General features: G+C 72.5%; 13 protein-coding genes and 1 tRNA gene. 11 read left to right on the top strand and 3 right to left on the bottom strand.

What is annotated here, in order from left to right:
- Window positions 1-128 precede the first annotated feature (128 nt).
- Complete coding sequence (locus MHY49_RS13165; RefSeq protein ID WP_239204778.1) at window positions 129-947, bottom strand: NlpC/P60 family protein; 819 nt, start codon at window positions 945-947, stop codon at window positions 129-131.
- Window positions 948-1,464: 517 nt separating this feature from the next.
- Between MHY49_RS13165 and MHY49_RS13160 the strand changes: the two genes are divergently transcribed.
- The 8 genes from MHY49_RS13160 to MHY49_RS13125 all read left to right on the top strand — a co-directional run bounded on the left by MHY49_RS13160 (window position 1,465) and on the right by MHY49_RS13125 (window position 10,824).
- The gene (locus MHY49_RS13160; RefSeq protein ID WP_200503181.1) at window positions 1,465-2,079 is read left to right on the top strand and encodes an ATP-dependent Clp protease proteolytic subunit; all 615 of its coding nucleotides are present in this window, start codon (window positions 1,465-1,467) and stop codon (window positions 2,077-2,079) included.
- Window positions 2,080-2,185: 106 nt separating this feature from the next.
- Window positions 2,186-2,836, top strand: coding sequence for an ATP-dependent Clp protease proteolytic subunit (locus tag MHY49_RS13155; RefSeq protein WP_200503280.1), 651 nt, complete (start codon window positions 2,186-2,188; stop codon window positions 2,834-2,836).
- A gap of 217 nt (window positions 2,837-3,053) precedes the next feature.
- A complete protein-coding gene (clpX, locus tag MHY49_RS13150) occupies window positions 3,054-4,463 on the top strand; it encodes an ATP-dependent Clp protease ATP-binding subunit ClpX (protein WP_239204776.1) in 1,410 nt (469 codons plus the stop codon).
- A 24-nt stretch (window positions 4,464-4,487) separates the two neighbouring features.
- A complete protein-coding gene (locus MHY49_RS19125) occupies window positions 4,488-4,901 on the top strand; it encodes a chorismate mutase (RefSeq protein ID WP_255719937.1) in 414 nt (137 codons plus the stop codon).
- 125 nt (window positions 4,902-5,026) lie between these two features.
- Entirely contained in the window at window positions 5,027-8,446 is a 3,420-nt protein-coding gene (fdh, locus tag MHY49_RS13140; protein ID WP_239204774.1) for a formate dehydrogenase, read from the top strand.
- Window positions 8,446-9,462 (top strand): 4Fe-4S dicluster domain-containing protein, encoded by a 1,017-nt coding sequence (locus MHY49_RS13135; protein WP_239204772.1) that lies wholly within the window; start codon window positions 8,446-8,448, stop codon window positions 9,460-9,462. Before fdh ends, MHY49_RS13135 begins: the two co-directional genes overlap by 1 nt.
- The gene (gene nrfD / locus MHY49_RS13130) at window positions 9,459-10,577 is read left to right on the top strand and encodes an NrfD/PsrC family molybdoenzyme membrane anchor subunit (RefSeq protein WP_239204770.1); all 1,119 of its coding nucleotides are present in this window, start codon (window positions 9,459-9,461) and stop codon (window positions 10,575-10,577) included. The genes MHY49_RS13135 and nrfD overlap by 4 nt, the downstream gene beginning before the upstream one ends.
- A gap of 46 nt (window positions 10,578-10,623) precedes the next feature.
- Complete coding sequence (locus MHY49_RS13125) at window positions 10,624-10,824, top strand: hypothetical protein (protein ID WP_239204768.1); 201 nt, start codon at window positions 10,624-10,626, stop codon at window positions 10,822-10,824.
- 57 nt (window positions 10,825-10,881) lie between these two features.
- On the opposite strand, the gene selD is transcribed toward MHY49_RS13125, so the two are convergent.
- The gene (gene selD / locus MHY49_RS13120; protein ID WP_255719936.1) at window positions 10,882-11,928 is read right to left on the bottom strand and encodes a selenide, water dikinase SelD; all 1,047 of its coding nucleotides are present in this window, start codon (window positions 11,926-11,928) and stop codon (window positions 10,882-10,884) included.
- Window positions 11,929-12,022: 94 nt separating this feature from the next.
- Here selD and MHY49_RS13115 point away from each other — a divergent pair.
- The 3 genes from MHY49_RS13115 to MHY49_RS13105 all read left to right on the top strand — a co-directional run bounded on the left by MHY49_RS13115 (window position 12,023) and on the right by MHY49_RS13105 (window position 15,328).
- Window positions 12,023-12,117, top strand: a tRNA-Sec gene (locus MHY49_RS13115).
- A gap of 26 nt (window positions 12,118-12,143) precedes the next feature.
- Window positions 12,144-13,484: an L-seryl-tRNA(Sec) selenium transferase gene (selA, locus tag MHY49_RS13110; protein ID WP_239204766.1), complete on the top strand. Its 1,341-nt coding sequence runs from the start codon at window positions 12,144-12,146 to the stop codon at window positions 13,482-13,484.
- Window positions 13,481-15,328: a SelB C-terminal domain-containing protein gene (locus MHY49_RS13105; protein WP_239204764.1), complete on the top strand. Its 1,848-nt coding sequence runs from the start codon at window positions 13,481-13,483 to the stop codon at window positions 15,326-15,328. Before selA ends, MHY49_RS13105 begins: the two co-directional genes overlap by 4 nt.
- An 18-nt stretch (window positions 15,329-15,346) precedes the next feature.
- On the opposite strand, the gene valS is transcribed toward MHY49_RS13105, so the two are convergent.
- Window positions 15,347-18,019, bottom strand: a complete 2,673-nt coding sequence (gene valS, locus MHY49_RS13100; RefSeq protein WP_239204762.1) for a valine--tRNA ligase — start codon at window positions 18,017-18,019, stop codon at window positions 15,347-15,349.
- Window positions 18,020-18,110 lie beyond the last annotated feature (91 nt).

Here is an 18,110-nt window from a genome sequence, read left to right as displayed (position 1 = left end):
CTCCTGCCCCCCCCACCCACTCGCCCGCCCACCACGAGCGCGCACACGCAGAACGGGGCGGCACCAGTGCGGTGCCGCCCCGTTCCGGGCTGCCGTGGTGATCCTCGGGCCGCGGAGGGCCCGCTCGATCAGCGGTAGGAGATGAAGGTCGGGCTGCCCCAGATGGTGCGCTCGATGACCTGCTGGCGGGAGCCGGAGGCGTCGATGACCTTGTTGTTGCCGGCGTAGATGCCGACGTGACCGGGCCAGTGGACGATGTCGCCGGGCTGGGCCTGCGACTGGGAGATGCGGGTGCCGCCGGCCGCCTGGCCGCTCGAGGTGCGCGGCAGGGACTTGCCGGCCTGCGAGTAGGCGTAGGTGGTCAGGCCCGAGCAGTCGAGGCCGCGGGACGGGTTCGAGGAGCCCCAGTTGTAGTGGACGCCGATCTGCGAGCGCGCGGCCGCGACGATCGAGGAGCCGGAGGTGCTCGACGAGGAGCTGGAGACGCTCGAGGAGGAGCCGCCGTTCAGGGCGCCGCGGGTCTCGGGGCCGACGCGGCCGTCGACGCGCAGGCCGTTGGTCGACTGGAAGTCGCGCACGGCGGCGTTGGTCTTGGTGCCGAACACGCCGTCCACGGCGAGGTGGGCGCCGTGGTCGTTGAGGGAGGCCTGGAGGGCGGAGACCCGCTCGCCGCGGACGCCCGAGAACAGCGTCGCGCCGGCGCTGAGCGAGGAGCTCTTGGCGGAGGCCGCGGTGGTCACGGTCGCCTTGGCGGTGCTCGCGCTCGCGGTGTTCTGCGCCGGGGCGGCGGGGGCGGTCTGCGCGGTCGCGCCCTGCATGGTGAAGGCCGAGCCGACGAGGACCGTGCCGAGGACGGCGGCGCCGCTCGCGGTGCGGACCGCGGCCGAGGAGGCGCTGATCGGGGTGACGGCGCGGCCGGCCGCGCGGTGCGTGTTCTTCTGGGCCATGTGAGGCGGGGTCCTTCCGGGTCTCATCCAGGGGGTCGGATGGCGGCGTGCAGGGTCCTCATCCGGTACTGGATGAACGGTGCGGGGTGCTCGGCGCTGCGGGCGGGGAAGGCCTCTGCTTCGTCCGGCACTTTGAGACTAGGCGCGCGGAATAGTCGGGGCCAGCGGTTTGGTGCACCCCGACCGGCTCCTTTGCCACTCCTTGGGAAAGCGCGGCTCCTTCCGGGCCAGGCAGGGAGCCTCCTTTACCGCCGGGCGGCGGAGGGCGTGACCCGCTCCGCGGGCGGCTCCTTCGTCGGCCGACTCGTCAGCACCTTCGTGGGAGGGGCGGCCGGGCCCTCGTCGGCCGGCCGATCGTGCCCTGCGCCGGCGAGCCCGCGGGGCCGTCCCGGTCCGCCGACGGGCCCCGTCGGGCCGGGGCACGGGTGTGCGCCTGCGGCGAACAGCATGCCGGGGGAGCGGGCGCTCGACATAGAGTCGACCCCATCGAGAAGTCGGCCCCTCTAAGGAGTAATCCATGACCTCGCAGCCCCGCAACGCCTCGGGCGACACCCCCATGGGACTGGACGACAACGTCTATCAGCGCCTGCTGCGCGAGCGCATCGTCTGGCTCGGGGAGGACGTGCGCGACGACAACTCCAACGCCATCTGCGCCAAGCTCCTGCTGCTCGCGGCGGAGGATCCCGAGAAGGACATCTACCTCTACATCAACAGCCCCGGCGGCTCCATCACCGCCGGCATGGCCATCTACGACACCATGCAGTACATCCAGCCCGACGTCGTCACCATCGCCATGGGCATGGCGGCCTCGATGGGCCAGTTCCTGCTGTCCTCCGGCACGCCCGGCAAGCGCTACGCGACCCCGAACACCCGCGTGCTCATGCACCAGCCGCTGGGTGGCCTCGGCGGCACCGCGAGCGAGATCAAGATCCAGGCGGATCTGATCCTGTCCATGAAGAAGCAGATGGCGGAGCTGACCGCCGAGCAGACCGGCAAGAGCGTCGAGCAGATCATCGCCGACGGCGACCGCGACCACTGGTTCACCGCTCCCGAGGCCCTCGAGTACGGCTTCATCGACGGGATCGTCACCCGTGCGGACGACGTCAGCGGCGGGGGCGGGACCGACGACTGAGCCGCCCGTCGGCCCGCATCCGTCGCACCCGAACCGTCTTCACGAACCACCCAAGGAGCACCACGTGACCTTCGATCCCCGCTTCGCCCCCCAGGCAGGCGCCGGCATGCCCATCGCGCAGGCCGGGCCGATGCCGTCCTCCCGCTACGTCCTGCCCCAGTACGAGGAGCGCACGGCGTACGGCTTCAAGCGCCAGGACCCCTACACCAAGCTGTTCGAGGACCGCATCATCTTCCTGGGCGTCCAGGTCGACGACGCCTCGGCCGACGACGTCATGGCGCAGCTGCTCGTGCTCGAGTCCCAGGACCCCGACCGCGACATCACCCTGTACATCAACAGCCCCGGCGGCTCGTTCACCGCGCTCACCGCGATCTACGACACCATGCAGTACATCAAGCCCGACATCACCACGGTGTGCCTCGGGCAGGCGGCCTCCGCGGCGGCCGTGCTGCTGGCGGCGGGCGCGCCCGGCAAGCGCCTCGCGCTGCCCAACGCCCGCATCCTCATCCACCAGCCCGCGATGGGCGGACAGGGCGGCGGCCAGGCCTCGGACATCGAGATCCAGGCCAACGAGATCCTGCGCATGCGCGAGTGGCTCGAGACCACGCTCGCCCACCACACGGGCCGCGCGGCCGAGGACGTCAACCGCGACATCGAGCGCGACAAGATCCTCACCGCCCAGGGCGCCCTCGAGTACGGCCTGGTCGACCAGGTCCTCGCCTCGCGGAAGGACGCCCCCGGCCAGCTCTCCCGCTGAGCCGGCGCGACCGAGAAGCACCCCAGCAGCACCAGCCCCACCTGGTGCATAACGCACGGCGCGCGGCCCCGGAGTTCGTGACCCCGGGGCCGCGCGTCTCCCACGACGCGGGAGCGCGCTGGGCTACCGTTGATGCACGCGGACGCCGTCCGCGGGCGGCAGCGGCCGCAGCGGCACGAGCCGCACACGGCCCGACCGGAAAGGGAAGAGGACGGACATGGCGCGCATGAGCGACGGAGCCGACGTGTTCAAGTGCTCCTTCTGCGGCAAGTCGCAGAAGCAGGTGGAGCGCCTGATCTCGGGCCCGCAGGTGTACATCTGCGAGGAGTGCATCGAGCTGTGCAACGAGATCATCGCCGAGGAGGTCCAGGCCGCCAAGCCCGCCGCCGAGGAGCCCGCACCCCTGCCCAGCCCGCGGGAGATCTTCGACTTCCTGCAGCAGTACGTCGTCGGCCAGGACCCCGCCAAGAAGGCCCTCTCGGTCGCCGTCTACAACCACTACAAGCGCGTGCGCGCCCAGGAGGCCGCTGCGGAGTCGACCCAGGGGCCGGCCGTCGCCGGCACGGCGAAGGACGCGACCCCGGCCAAGGGATCGAAGGGTCCGGCTCGCGCGGGCGCCTCCGGTGCGGCCCCCGCCGCCGAGGACGACGCGGAGAGCGCTGAGGAGGAGGTCGAGGTCGCCAAGTCCAACGTGCTGATCGTCGGCCCCACCGGCTGCGGCAAGACCTACCTCGCCCAGACCCTCGCGCGCCTGCTCGACGTGCCCTTCGCGATGGCTGACGCCACGGCGCTCACCGAGGCCGGCTACGTGGGCGAGGACGTCGAGAACATCCTGCTCAAGCTGCTCCAGGCCGCCGACTACGACGTCGCCAAGGCCGAGCGCGGCATCATCTACATCGACGAGGTCGACAAGATCGGCCGCAAGGCTGAGAACCCGTCGATCACGCGGGACGTCTCCGGCGAGGGCGTGCAGCAGGCGCTGCTGAAGATCCTCGAGGGGACGGTCGCCGCGGTGCCGCCGCAGGGCGGGCGCAAGCACCCCCACCAGGAGTTCATCCAGATCGACACGACGAACGTGCTGTTCATCGTGGCCGGTGCCTTCGCCGGGATGGAGGACATCATCGGCTCGCGCATCGGCAAGCGCGGCATCGGCTTCGGCGCGGAGCTGCACGCGCCCATGGAGCAGTCGGAGATCTACTCCAAGCTGCTGCCCGAGGACCTGCTGAAGTTCGGGCTGATCCCCGAGTTCATCGGTCGCCTGCCCGTGCTCACGAGCGTGGCGAACCTGGATCGCGAGGCCCTCATCCAGATCCTCACCGAGCCCAAGAACGCCCTGGTCAAGCAGTACCAGAAGATGTTCGAGCTCGACGGCGTCGAGCTCGACTTCGAGCGCAGCGCCCTCGAGGCCATCGCCGAGCGCGCGATCGACCGCGGCACCGGCGCGCGCGGGCTGCGCGCGATCCTCGAGGAGACCCTGCAGGCGGTCATGTTCGAGGTGCCCTCGCGGCGCGACATCGCCCGAGTGGTCATCACCGAGGGCGTGGTGACGGACGGCCGCGCCCCGCTCATGGTCACCACCGCCGAGGTCGAGCGCGAGTCCGAGGACCGCCACGAGCAGAGCGCCTGAGCGGCGCACGAGGGAGACGCGACCATGACGGGCCACGAGGACACCACCCCGCCCGACGTGCGTGCGAGCGAGCTCAGGGCCGAGGACAGCGGTGCCGCCGACGCAGGGGCAGCGGCCGACGCGGCGGGCTCGCCCGAGGCCGTCGAGCGCGCCCGCGCCCTGCTCGCCGAGGAGCGCTCGAGCATCGACAACATCGATGCTGCGCTCGTGAACCTGCTCGCCGAGCGCTTCCGCCACACCCAGCGCGTGGGCCGGCTGAAGGCCGAGCACGGCCTGCCGCCCGCCGATCCCCGTCGCGAGGAGCAGCAGGTCGCCCGTCTGCGCGCGCTCGCGCAGGAATCCGGTCTGGACCCCGTGTTCGCGGAGTCCTTCCTGAAGTTCATCGTCACCGAGGTGATCCGCCACCACGAGCAGATCCGGGGCGAGGACGCCTCCTGATCCGTCGGCCGGTCCGCCCGTGACCCCGCCGTCGGCCACGGGTCCCGGCCGCCCGGTCTGACAGGTCGTCAGAATCTCGGCCATTGCGGCCGCGAAGAGGCGTTTCGCCGGAGTAGCATCGGGGCATGCCCCGCTTCAGCTTCCTCGAGTGGCCGGTCGTGCGCCAGCTGCGAGACGGCGACGTGCTCGGCCGCGGAACCTCCGTGACCTCGAAGCGCACCCGCAGCATCACGCCCCGCACGGCCGAGGCCGACCACGTCGCGCACAGCGTGTGCCCGTACTGCGCCGTCGGCTGCGGCCAGCTCGTCTACTCGAAGGACGGCAAGGTCACGCAGATCGAGGGCGACCCCGCCTCGCCGATCTCGCGCGGTCGCCTGTGCCCGAAGGGGTCGGCGAGCGAGCAGCTCGTGAACTCGCCGCGCCGCATCACGAAGGTGCGCTACCGCCGGCCCTACGGGACCGAGTGGGAGGACCTCGACCGCGACACCGCGATCGACATGATCGCCGACCGCTTCCTCGAGGCGCGCCGCAACCACTGGGAGGACGTCGACGACAAGGGCCACGCCCTGCGCCGCACGATGGGCATCGCGAGCCTCGGCGGGGCGACCATCGACAACGAGGAGAACTACCTCGCCAAGAAGCTGTTCACGGCCGCGGGCGCGATCCAGATGGAGAACCAGGCGCGCATATGACACTCCGCCACGGTTCCCAGTCTGGGAGCCTCGTTCGGACGCGGAGGCGCCACCCAGTCCCTCCAGGACATGGCCAACGCGGATTGCATCATCATCCAGGGCTCGAACATGGCCGAGGCCCATCCCGTGGGCTTCCAGTGGGTGATGGAGGCGAAGTCCCGCGGAGCCACGATCATCCATGTGGATCCGCGCTTCACGCGCACCTCGGCCAACGCGCACAAGCACATCCCCACGCGCGCCGGCAGTGACGTCGTGCTGCTGGGAGCGCTCATCAACCATGTGCTGAGCAACGACCTGTACTTCAAGGACTACGTGCTGGCGTACACCAACGCCTCCACGATCATCTCCGAGGAGTTCCTGGACACCGAGGACCTCGAGGGCCTGTTCTCCGGCTACGACCCGGAGACCGGGACCTACGACCCCGCGTCCTGGGCGTACTCCGCCCCGGGGAAGGACGGGAAGGTCGCCGACGCGAGCGCCTTCGAGGGCCAGGAGGGCTCCCACTGGACCGCCGGCCGCGCCGGCGCCGGCGAGGCGTTCGGATCGGGCGGTCCGCCGCTCGAGCACGGCATCCCCGCGCGCGACGAGACCCTGCAGGATCCGCGCACGGTCCTCCAGATCCTCAAGCGCCACTACTCCCGGTACACCCCGGAGATGGTGACCGAGGCGTGCGGCATCTCCCGCGCGGACTTCGACTACCTCGCCCGCGCGCTCGTGGAGAACTCCGGTCGCGAGCGCACCACCTGCTTCGCCTACGCGGTGGGCTGGACCCAGCACGTGGGAGGCGCCCAGTTCATCCGCACCGCGGCGATGCTGCAGCTGCTGATGGGGAACGTGGGCCGACCGGGCAGCGGCATCATGGCGCTGCGCGGCCACGCCACCATCCAGGGGTCGACGGACATCCCGACGCTGTTCAACCTGCTGCCGGGCTACCTGCCCATGCCGAAGGCGGGGTCGCACGACGATTTCCAGACCTACGCGGACTCCATCGGCCGCAAGGAGCAGAAGGGCTTCTGGGCCGAGTCGCGCACGTACGCCGTGAACCTGCTCAAGGCGTGGTGGGGCGAGCACGCCACCGCGGAGAACGACTTCGCCTTCGACTACCTGCCGCGGCTCGACGGCCCGGCAGGGACCTACCAGACGCTGATGCGGATGCTCGACGACGGCGTGGACGGGTACTTCCTGCTGGGGCAGAACCCGGCGGTGGGATCGGCGAACGGCCGCATGCAGCGCCTGGGCATGTCCCACCTGAAGTGGATGGTGGTGCGCGACTTCTACATGATCGAGTCCGCCACCTGGTGGAAGGAGGGGCCGGAGATCGATTCCGGCGAGCTGCGTACGGAGGACATCGGCACCGAGATGTTCTTCCTGCCGGCGGCGAACCACACCGAGAAGGCCGGCTCCTTCACCCAGACCCAGCGTCTCGTGCAGTGGCGCGAGAAGGCCGTGGATCCGCCGGGCGACGCGCAGAGCGAGCTCGACTTCCTCTACGAGCTCGGCCGGCGCATCCGCGAGAAGCTCCGGGGGTCGACCGATCCCCGTGACCGGCCGCTTCTCGACCTCACGTGGGACTACCCCGTGGACGAGGAGGGCGAGGTCGATCCGGAGTCCGTGATCGCCGAGATCAACGGCTGCCACGAGACCGGCCCGAAGGCAGGGCAGCCGCTGAGCGGCTACACGGAGATGGCCGACGACGGCTCGACCTCCGGCGGCTGCTGGATCTACGCCGGTGTGTACGCCGACGGCATCAACCAGGCCGCCCGCAAGAAGCCCGGCTACGAGCAGGACGAGTTCGCCCACGAGTGGGGATGGGCCTGGCCGATGAACCGGCGCATCCTCTACAACCGCGCCTCGGCCGACCCCGACGGCAAGCCCTGGAGCGAGCGCAAGAAGCTCCTGTGGTGGGACGAGAAGGCGGAGACGTGGGCCGGCTCCGACGTCCCGGACTTCCCCGCCGACAAGGCCCCGCACGATCCGGGTGACGTCGAGGCGGGCGGGGCGAAGGGCCTGGCCGGAAACGACGCGTTCGTCATGCAGTCCGACGGGCGCGGCTGGCTGTTCGCGCCGACGGGACTGGTCGACGGTCCGCTCCCGACCCACTACGAGCCCGTGGACTCCTCGATCCCGAACCCGCTGTACCCGCAGCAGGCGAACCCGACGCGCGAGTTCATCCAGGACCGGGACAACCTCAACGCCCCGGGGATGACGGGGGACGCCCGCGAGGACGTGTACCCGTACTACTTCTCGACCTACCGCGTCACCGAGCACCACACGGCGGGCGGCATGAGCCGCTGGCTGCCCTATCTCGCCGAGCTCCAGCCGCAGCTGTTCTGCGAGATCTCCCCGGAGCTCGCCGCGGAGGTGGGCATCGAGCCGTACGGATGGGCGACGATCATCTCGCCGCGCGCCGCGATCGAGGCGATCGCCCTGGTCACCGAGAGGATGAAGCCGCTGACGATCTCCGGACGCACGGTGCACCAGATCGGCCTGCCCTACCACTGGGCGCAGGGGACGCACGCGGTCGTCGAGGGCGACAGCGTCAACGACCTCATCGCGATGAACCTGGACGCGAACACGCAGATCCAGAACTCGAAGGTCACGGCCTGCGCGATCCGGCCCGGCCGTCGGCCCCGAGGGACGGCGCGCCAGGAGCTGGTCGAGGAGCTCCAGCGCCGCGCCGGTCTCCAGCTCGACACCGGGGACCAGCTGCTCACGGCGCCCGACTTCCCCGAGGGCACCGAGAGGCAGGACATCGACCTGCAGAGCGGGGAGTCGATCGAGGAGACCTTCGATCTGCCGCCCCACGAGCGCGCCGACGAGGACCACCGCACCACCGGAACGGAGGAGGACTGATGGGACTGCTGTCCGGACCCGAGGAGAACCCCGCCGCCGACTCCGGATGGGGACACGACCACGCGCGCAAGGGGTTCTTCACCGACACCTCGATCTGCATCGGCTGCAAGGCCTGCGAGGTCGCGTGCAAGGAGTGGAACCGCAACCCGCAGGACGGCGACCTGAAGATCCTCGGCTCCTCCTACGACAACACCGGCTCGCTGGGGGCGAACACCTGGCGCCACGTGGCCTTCGTCGAGCAGAAGAAGGATCGCATCGAGGAGGCCCGCGAGTCGGGCCGCAAGCTCGTCTCCCTGGGCATGCCCACGATCGGTCCCCGCAGCGGCGCCGCCGCGCCCGGCGGGCGCGCAGGGGAGGACCTCACCGGGGTGGACACCACGCCCCCGGACACTCCGGAGTTCCGGTGGCTGATGTCCTCGGACGTGTGCAAGCACTGCACCCACGCCGGCTGCCTGGACGTGTGCCCCACCGGGGCCCTGTTCCGCACCGAGTTCGGCACCGTGGTGGTGCAGTCCGACATCTGCAACGGCTGCGGCACCTGCGTCGGCGGCTGCCCCTTCGGGGTCATCGAGCGCCGCGACGACGGCACGGTCTCCCCGAAGGAGGATCGCGGCCGCGTGCAGCAGGAGGTGCCGAACAAGGGCACCGCGAACAAGTGCACACTGTGCTACGACCGGCTGGTCGAGGGCGAGGAGCCCGCGTGCGCGAAGACCTGCCCCACCACGTCCATCAAGTTCGGGGACCGCTCCGACATGGTCGAGCAGGCGCATGAGCGCGTCGCCCAGCTGCACGCGCAGGGCATGACCGAGGCGCGCCTGTACGGCGCGAACCCGGAGGACGGCGTGGGCGGCACCGGATCGGTGTTCCTGCTGCTGGACGAGCCCGAGGTCTACGGCCTGCCGCCGGACCCGCAGGTGCCCACGGCCGACCTGCCGCACATGTACCGCACCGCGGCCGTCGCCATGGGCGGCATGCTGGTCGCGACCGCTCTCGCGTTCCTGGGAGGACGTCGGTGACCCATTCCGAGTACGACGAGTACCGCCCGCCCGAGCCCCCGCGTCGTCGGCGCGGCGGCCGGGGCGCCGGCCCCGGCGGCAGGGGGAAGCGCCGTCGAGACCTGACCGAGAGCGGCGGCGGCGACGGCTCGCGCGAGATGGCGATGGTCGAGGACGTCGAGTTCGAGTCCTACTACGGCCGTCCCGTCGTGAAGGCTCCGCCGTGGGAGACCCCCATCGGGATCTACCTGTTCGTGGGCGGTCTCGCCGGCGCCTCCGGGCTGCTCCAGGCCGGCGCCGCGCTCACCGGGAACACCGAGCTGCGCCGCAGCGCCCGCCTGGTCGCGATCGCCGCCGTGGGCGTCGGCACGCCCGCGCTCGTCATCGACCTGGGCCGGCCCGAGCGCTTCCTGCACATGATGCGCGTGTTCAAGGTCAGCTCCCCGATGAGCCTGGGCACCTGGATCCTCAGCTCGTACGCGAGCGGTGCCGCGATGACCGCGGCCAACGAGGTGGACCGCCTGACGGGCGAGCGCCTGCCCTTCGGGCCGCTGCGTCCGCTGCTGCGTCTGGCGGAGGGGCCGTCGGCCGTCCTCCAGGGCGTCATGGGCGCGCCGCTCGCCGCGTACACCGCCGTGCTGCTGGGCGACACCGCCGTGCCGACCTGGAACGCGGCACGCCACGGCCTGCCCTTCGTGTTCGTCTCCTCGGCGAGCCTCGCCGCAGGCGGCATGGCGATGGCGCTCACCTCGCGGAAGAACGCCGGCCCGGCGCGCCTGCTCGCCGCGGCGGGCGTCGTCGGCGACATCGTCGGCATGCACTTCACGAAGTCGAGGATGCACCCGCTGGAGTCCGAGCCCCTCGAGGAGGGCACGCCCGGGAAGCTCCTCACCTGGGCCGAGCGCCTCGCGGTCGCCGGCGGCATCGGCACGCTGCTGGCACGCCGCAGCCGGACCGTGGCCGTCGCGAGCGGCCTGGCCCTCGCGGGAGCCTCCGCCCTCACCCGCTTCGGCGTCCTGCACGCCGGCCACGAGTCGGTGAAGGACCCGCGGCGCGTGATGATCCCGCAGAAGGACCGCCTCGAGAAGCGCCGGGCCGCCGGCATCACGGACGACTCGATCACCACCGGGTGGTGACCGGGCCGACACGGAGGGCTCGAGGCCGCGAACCGAGGAGGGTGCGATGAAGGCAGAGACGTGGATCCCGATGCTGGGGCTCTTCCTCACCGACGCGGTGGTGCTGTGGGTGATCTTCTCCGTCGCCAGGGGCGAGGGGCTGTTCTCCGGGCACCCGATCACGTGGGTGACGGCGCTCGCTCTCTCCGCGATCCTGACGTCCCTGCTCGCGCGCGGGATCGGCCGGAGGCGTCGACGGGGGAAGTGATGACGGGCGGCGGGGATGCCGCATTCGCCGGGGTGCCCCCGCCGCGCACCGCGCGTCTCACCTCACGCTGATGGCCGAGGCGCCAGTCGTGGCCGGCACGGTCCGTCCGATGATCGGGTAGCCGGGCACCTCGCCGACCACGAGCAGGCCGCCGGAGGTCTGGGCGTCGGCGAGCAGCAGCAGATCGTCCTCGGTGATGCCGGGGCCGGCCTGCACGTGGTCGCGCACCCAGTCCAGGTTCCTCCGGGTGCCGCCGGAGACGAAGCCGTCGCGCAGCGCCTCCGCCGCGCCGTCGACGAGCGGCACGGCGCCGCGGTCGATCTCCGCAGCGACGCCCGAGGCGCGCATCATCTTGAACAGGTGCCCGAGCAGGCCGAACCCGGTGACGTCGGTCGCCGCGCGCACGCCCGCCGCGAGCGCAGCCTGCGAGGCATCGCGGTTCAGCGTCGTCATCGTCTCGATCGCCGCGGGGAACACCTCGGCCGTCGCCTTGTGGCGGTTGTTCAGCAGGCCCACGCCGAGCGGCTTGGTGAGGGTGAGCGGCAGACCGGCCCGGGCCGCGTCGTTGCGCAGCAGCCGATCCGGATGCGCGGTGCCGGTGACGGCCATCCCGTACTTGGGCTCCGGATCGTCCACGCTGTGCCCGCCGATCACCGGGACACCGGCAGACGCCGCGACCTCGAGGCCGCCCCGCAGCACCTCGCGCAGCAGCTCGTAGGGGAGCGTCTCGCGCGGCCAGCCCACGAGGTTGATCGCGACCACGGGGTCGCCGCCCATCGCGTAGATGTCAGAGAGCGCGTTCGCGGCGGCGATGCGGCCCCAGTCGAAGGCGTCGTCGACCACGGGGGTGAAGAAGTCCGCGGTCGAGAGCACGGCGAGGTCCTCGCGCACCCGCACGGCGGCGGCGTCGTCGCCGTCGTCGAGCCCCACGATCACGTCGCCCGCGCTCTGGCCGGCCAGCGCCGAGACCGCCTCCTCGAGCTCGCCCGGCGGGATCTTGCTCGCGCAGCCGCCGCCGTGGGCCATGTTCGTCAGCCGCACCGAGATCGAGGGGAGGGCGGAGGGGATGGATCCGGAGGGGACCTGGGCGTCGTCGGAGCTCATGGGAGCGAGTCTAGGCAGTGCGGGTGCGGCGGGGCCGGGCCGGGGCCGAGGGGTCCGGGCCGCGGACGCCCAGGCCGGCGATAGGATCGACCGTGGAGGCGTACGTGTCCTGGTGGGCGCCCCAGTCTTCAAAACTGGTGAGACCGAGCATCTCGGTCTGGCGGGTTCGATTCCCGTCCGCCTCCGCCACATCCCACCCAGGAGGAGCTGCGCGCGTGACCGAGTCCGATCCCCGCCGCCGCATCCCCCGCACCGACCGCCTGCTGGCGCTGCCGGAGGTCGAGCGGGCGAGCGCGCAGATGGGGGAGCGCGTGGTGCGCGAGCTGATCCGCGCCGTCCAGGACCGCGCCCGCAGTGGCCGGATCGCCCCCGAGCAGGTCGAGGCCGAGCTGCTCGCCGGTCTCGGCGGCGCCGGCGCCCACTCCCTGCGCCCCGTGCTCAACGCGACCGGCGTCATCGTCCACACCAACCTCGGGCGCGCGCCCCTGTCCGATGCCGCGAGGGCCGCCCTGCAGGATGCCGCCGGGTACACGGACGTCGAGTTCGACCTCGCGTCCGGCCGCCGGTCCCGCCGCGGGGCCGCCGCCCGGGCCGCCCTCCTCGCCGCGTGCCCCGCGGCCGAGGACGCGCTGGTCGTCAACAACGGCGCCGCCGCGCTCCTGCTCGCGACCACGGCGCTCGCGGGGAGCGGCGAGGTGGTCCTCTCGCGCGGGGAGATGATCGAGATCGGCGCCGGCTTCCGCCTGCCCGAGCTCATCGCCTCGACCGGCACCCGGATCCGCGAGGTCGGCACCACCAACCGCACCCACGCCGAGGACTACGCCGGCGCGCTCGGCGCCGAGACGGGCTGCGTGCTGCGCATCCATGCGAGCAACTACCGCATCAGCGGCTTCACCTCCGCCGTCCCCGTCGCCGAGCTCGCCGGGCTCTGCCATGACGCCCGCCTGCCGCTCGTCGTCGACCTCGGCAGCGGGCTCGTCGACCCGGACCCCGCCCTGCCCGAGGAGCCCGCGCTCTCCACGGCGCTGCGCGACGGGGCCGACGTCGTCATCGCCTCGGGCGACAAGCTGCTCGGCGGGCCCCAGGCCGGGATCCTGCTGGGACGGGCCGACGTCATCGCCCGCCTCGCCCGCCATCCCATGGCCCGCGCGATGCGTGCCGACAAGCTCGCCCTCGCCGCGCTCGAGGCCACGCTGCGGGGCCCCGAGCCGCCCGTCCCGTCGGCCCTCCACATCGATCCCGAGCAGCTGCGCGCACGCACCGAGGCCGTGTCCGCGCAGGTCGGCGGCCGCGTCGTCGACCACGACGGCCGCGTGGGCGGCGGAGGCGGCGCCGAGGTGCCGCTGCCCGGCGTCGCGATCGCCCTCCCCGAGGACCTCACCGAGCCCCTGCGCCGCGGCGAGCCGGCCGTCGTCACGACCCTTCGCGACGGCGCCTGCCTGCTGGACCTGCGCTGCGTCCCCGCAGATCGCGACGAGGACCTGACCAGCGCGGTGCAGGCAGCGCAGGCCGCGCAGGCCGCGCGGGCCGCGAACGCCGCCTCGGAGCACCCATGATCGAGCGCGTCGTCGCGACCGCCGGGCACGTCGACCACGGCAAGTCCACCCTGGTGCGCGCGCTGACCGGCATCGAGACCGACCGCTGGGAGGAGGAGAGGCGCCGGGGCCTGACCATCGACCTCGGCTTCGCCTGGACCCGCCTGCCCAGCGGCCGCGAGGTCTCCTTCGTCGACGTCCCCGGCCACGAGCGGTTCCTGGGCAACATGCTCGCCGGGCTCGGCCCCGCCCCGGTCGTCTGCTTCGTCGTCGCGGCCGACGAGGGCTGGCAGGCGCAGTCCGACGACCACCGCGACGCGCTCGCCGCCCTCGGCATCGAGACCGGCGTCCTCGTCATCACCCGCGCGGATCTCGCCGAGGACGGCGGCCGCGCCGCCCTCGCCCGGGCCCGCACGGAGCTCGCCGGCACCGGACTCGCCGGAGCCCCGGCCGTCACCGTCTCCGCCCGCACCGGTCAGGGCATCGACGAGCTGCGGACCGTTCTCGACGACGTCCTCGAGCACGCCCCCGAGCCGCCGGCGGACGCACCGGTGCGGCTGTGGATCGACCGCGCCTTCAGCATCTCGGGCGCCGGCACCGTGGTCACCGGCACCCTCGCGACCGGGACGCTGCACCAGGGCGACCGCCTCTCTCTGCTCGGCACCCAGGGGGACGCGGCCCGTGACGGCGGCGCCCAGGTCCTCGTCCGCGGCCTGCAGAGCCGTGAGGAATCGGCGCGCGAGCTCGGCCCGGTCTGCCGGGCCGCCGTGAACCTGCGGGGCGCGGACCTCGAGGGGATCGGCCGCGGAGACGCCCTCGTCACCCCCGGCGCCTTCGAGGCCGTGGACCACGTGGACGTGCGCCGGACGACCGGCGAGGCGCTCGACGAGGTCCCCCGCGAGGTCATGGTCCACGCCGGCACCGCCGCCGTCCCCGCGCGCGTGCGCGACCTCGGCGCGCAGCACGCCCGCCTCGCCCTCGAACGGCCGCTGCCGCTGCGCGTGGGCGACCGGATGCTGCTGCGCGGCAGCGGCGAGCACGCGGTCCTCGGCGGCGTGCAGATCCTCGACGTCGACCCGCCCGCGCTCACCCGGCGAGGCGCCGGGAAGCGCCGCAGCACCGAGCTCGGGACCATGGACCCGCACGGGGACGCCGCCCACGAGACCGCCCGCCGCGGCGCGATCCGCGCGGACCGCCTCGCGCGCCGGGGGATCGCGGTGCCCGATCCGCTGCCGGGCGGCATCCTCCGCGCAGGGGAGTGGCTCGTGGCCGAGCAGGCGATCACCGCCTGGGCCGGCGCGCTGCGCGAGGCCGCCCGCGCCGAGCACGAGCGCGACGCGCTCTCCGCCGGGATCACGCGCGGCGCGGCGCTCGACCTGCTGGCACGGGACGGGACGGTCCCGGAGAGGTCCGCCCCGCCCATGCCCGACGGCTCGCTGCTCTCCCTGGTGCTCCCGGCCGCCGGGCTCGCCGCGCAGGGCGGCCGCATCATCGACCCCGCGCACGCTGTCGGTCTCGGCGCGGCGGAAACGCAGGTCGCGGCGCTCGAGGAGCGCCTGCGCGCGCATCCGTTCCTGGCTCCGGAGGCCGACGACCTCGCCGCCCTGCACCTCGGCGTCCGCGAGCTCGCTGCGGCCGAGAAGCAGGGACGCCTGCTGCGCCTCCCGGACGGCGTGGTGCTCCTGCCGACGGCCCCGGCCCTGGCGATGCGCGAGCTCGCCCGGCTCGAGCAGCCCTTCACCGCGAGCGCGGCCCGTCGGGCGCTGGGGACCACGCGCCGCGTCGCGATCCCGCTGCTCGAGCACCTCGACGCACGCGGCTGGACCCGCCGTGTCGACGGATCCAGCCGTGAGGTGGTGCGCTGAGCGCGGGAGCGCTCCGCGTCAGCCCTGGTTCCGGGGCTTCTTGACCGGCGGCTCTCCGAGCTCGACGTCGCTCGTGGCGATGCCCTCGACCTCGCCGCCGGTGATCGTCAGCGCCTCGATCCGGCCCAGGGCCGTGAGGTCCCCGCGCGCCGCCTCGAGGTGCGCGATCGCGGACTCGGGGGCGGTGACGGTGACCTGCAGGATCGGGGTCTTCTGCGAGACCTTCGCATCGGACTTGATGCGCCGCAGCACGATCGCGGCCTGCTCGACGGTGCCCAGCAGCGCGGCGTCCTGGCCGGCCGCGGCCTCGCGCAGTGCGTCGGACGTCGGCCAGGGCTGCGTGTGCACGCTGCCCTCGCGCCACCACGACCAGACCTCCTCGGTCGCGAACACGATCACCGGGGCGAACAGGCGCAGCAGCACCTCGAGGGCGATCGCGAGGGCGGCGCGCGCCGAGGCCGCGCCCTCCTCGCCGCTCGCGGAGGCGCCGTGGGCGCGATCCTTGATGAGCTCGATGAAGTCGTCGCAGAACGTCCAGAAGAAGGGCTCGACGACCTCGAGGGCGCGCGCGTAGTCCATCTCCTCGAAGGCGGCGGTCGCGGAGTCCACGACCTCGGCGAGGGTCGCCAGCATCGCCCGGTCCAGCGGGTGCGTCACGGCCGACGGGTCCGCGGCCAGGCGGCCCGACGGGTCGGCCGGGGCGGTCCCGAAGCCGAGCGCGAACTTCGAGGCGTTGAGGATCTTGATCGCGAGGCGTCGGCCGATCTTCATCTGGCCCTCGTCGAAGGCGGTGTCCACGCCCTGACGGGCGCGGCCCGCCCAGTAGCGCACGCCGTCCGAGCCGTGGTCGTGCAGCAGGCCGATCGGGGTGACGACGTTCCCCTTGGACTTGCTCATCTTCTTGCGGTCCGGATCCAGGATCCAGCCGTTGATCGACGTGTTGTACCAGGGCAGGGAATCCTGCTGCAGGTGCGAGCGCACGATCGTGGAGAACAGCCAGGTGCGGATGATGTCGTGGCCCTGGGGGCGCAGGTCCATCGGGTAGACCTTCGCGAACAGCTCCGGATCGGCGTCCCAGCCGCCCGCGAGCTGCGGGGTCAGGGAGCTCGTCGCCCAGGTGTCGAGGATGTCAGGGTCGGCGGTGAAGCCGCCCGGCCGGTCGCGCTGGGACTCCTCGTAGCCGACGGGCGCGTCGGTCGTCGGATCGATCGGCAGGCGCTCGAGCTCGGGGGTGAGCACGGTGTCGTAGTCGACCTCCCCGGCGGCGTCCAGGGCGTACCAGACGGGGATCGGGACGCCGTAGAAGCGCTGGCGGGAGACCAGCCAGTCCCCGGCGAGGCCCTCGACCCAGTTGCGGTAGCGGGACTCCATGTATGCGGGGTGCCAGGTGATCTCGGCGCCGCGGGCGATCAGAGCGTCGCGCAGCCCGCCCTCGCTGGTGTCGCGGCCGCCGTTGGTGAGGTACCACTGGCGGCTGGTGACGTACTCGAGGGCCTTGTCGCCGTTCTCGTAGAACTTCACCGGATGCGTGATCCTCTTCGGCTCGCCCACGAGGTCACCGGTCTCGGTGACCATCTCGACGAGGCGCTTCTGCGCGCTGAACACGGTGAGCCCGGCGAGCTCGGCGTAGCGCTCGCGGCCCTCGGCGGAGGTGATCCACGGGGCCTCGGGCAGGAAGCGGCCGTCGCGGCCGATGACGCTGCGGGTGGGCAGCTCGAGCTCGCGCCACCAGGTGACGTCGTTCGCGTCGCCGAAGGTGCAGATCATGGCGATGCCCGCGCCCTTGTCGGCCTGGGCGAGGGGGTGGGCCAGCACCGGCACCTCGACGCCGAACAGCGGGGAGGCGACCGTGGTGCCGAACAGCTCCTGGTAGCGCTCGTCGTCCGGGTGGGCGACCAGGGCCACGCACGCGGGCAGCAGCTCGGGGCGCGTGGTCTCGATGAAGACCTTCTCGCCGCTCCCATCGGCCTTCGTGAAGCCGATGCGGTGGTAGGCGCCGTCGCGCTCGCGGTCCTCCTGCTCGGCCTGGGCGACCGCGGTGCGGTAGGTGACGTCCCACATCGTGGGGGCCTCGGACTGGTAGGCCTGGCCCGTGGCCAGGTTCTCGAGGAAGGCGCGCTGGCTGGTCGCGCGGGAGCGCGCGTCGATCGTCTGGTAGCTGTGGTTCCAGTCGACGGAGAGGCCGAGCGTGCGGAAGACCTCCTCGAAGGAGGCCTCGTCGATCTTCGTGAGCCGCTCGCAGAGCTCGATGAAGTTCCGGCGCGAGATCGGCTTCTGGTTCGCGGCCTTCGCGGACTTGTTGTCCCCGCCCTCCTGCGGCGGGGTGAAGTCCTCCTCGTAGGGCAGCGAGGGGTCGCAGCGCACGCCGAAGTAGTTCTGCACGCGGCGCTCGGTGGGCAGGCCGTTGTCGTCCCAGCCCAGCGGGTAGAACACGTTCTTGCCGCGCATGCGCTGGTAGCGCACGATCATGTCGGCCTGGGAGTAGCCGAACACGTGGCCGATGTGCAGGGAGCCCGAGGCCGTGGGCGGCGGGGTGTCGACGCTGAACACCTGGTCACGGGTGGTGTCGGCGTCGAAGGCATAGACCTGCGCGGCGTCCCATACGCGGTCCCACTTGTCCTCGAGGCCCTCGAGGCTGGGCTTGTCGGGGAGAGCGGACGCGGCGTTCGGGCGCGGGGCGGTGTCGGTCATGGCGCCCATTGTTCCAGGCATCGTGCCTGAGAGCGCAATCCTGCGACGTGATCAGGGGCGCACGCAGCGTGCCGGGCTCCGGGCGGCGGGC

Source organism: Brachybacterium sp. ACRRE (assembly GCF_022346485.1).
In the GTDB taxonomy this organism is placed as follows: Bacteria; Actinomycetota; Actinomycetes; order Actinomycetales; family Dermabacteraceae; genus Brachybacterium; species Brachybacterium halotolerans.
This window is presented reverse-complemented; position numbering and strand designations above follow the sequence as displayed.

Coding starts and splice junctions, on each gene's coding strand:
- MHY49_RS13165 (WP_239204778.1), bottom strand. CDS start 947: ATGGCCCAGAAGAACACGCACCGCGCGGCCGGCCGCGCCGTCACCCCG.
- MHY49_RS13160 (WP_200503181.1), top strand. CDS start 1,465: ATGACCTCGCAGCCCCGCAACGCCTCGGGCGACACCCCCATGGGACTG.
- MHY49_RS13155 (WP_200503280.1), top strand. CDS start 2,186: ATGCCCATCGCGCAGGCCGGGCCGATGCCGTCCTCCCGCTACGTCCTG.
- clpX (WP_239204776.1), top strand. CDS start 3,054: ATGGCGCGCATGAGCGACGGAGCCGACGTGTTCAAGTGCTCCTTCTGC.
- MHY49_RS19125 (WP_255719937.1), top strand. CDS start 4,488: ATGACGGGCCACGAGGACACCACCCCGCCCGACGTGCGTGCGAGCGAG.
- MHY49_RS13135 (WP_239204772.1), top strand. CDS start 8,446: ATGGGACTGCTGTCCGGACCCGAGGAGAACCCCGCCGCCGACTCCGGA.
- MHY49_RS13125 (WP_239204768.1), top strand. CDS start 10,624: ATGAAGGCAGAGACGTGGATCCCGATGCTGGGGCTCTTCCTCACCGAC.
- selD (WP_255719936.1), bottom strand. CDS start 11,928: ATGAGCTCCGACGACGCCCAGGTCCCCTCCGGATCCATCCCCTCCGCC.
- MHY49_RS13105 (WP_239204764.1), top strand. CDS start 13,481: ATGATCGAGCGCGTCGTCGCGACCGCCGGGCACGTCGACCACGGCAAG.
- valS (WP_239204762.1), bottom strand. CDS start 18,019: ATGACCGACACCGCCCCGCGCCCGAACGCCGCGTCCGCTCTCCCCGAC.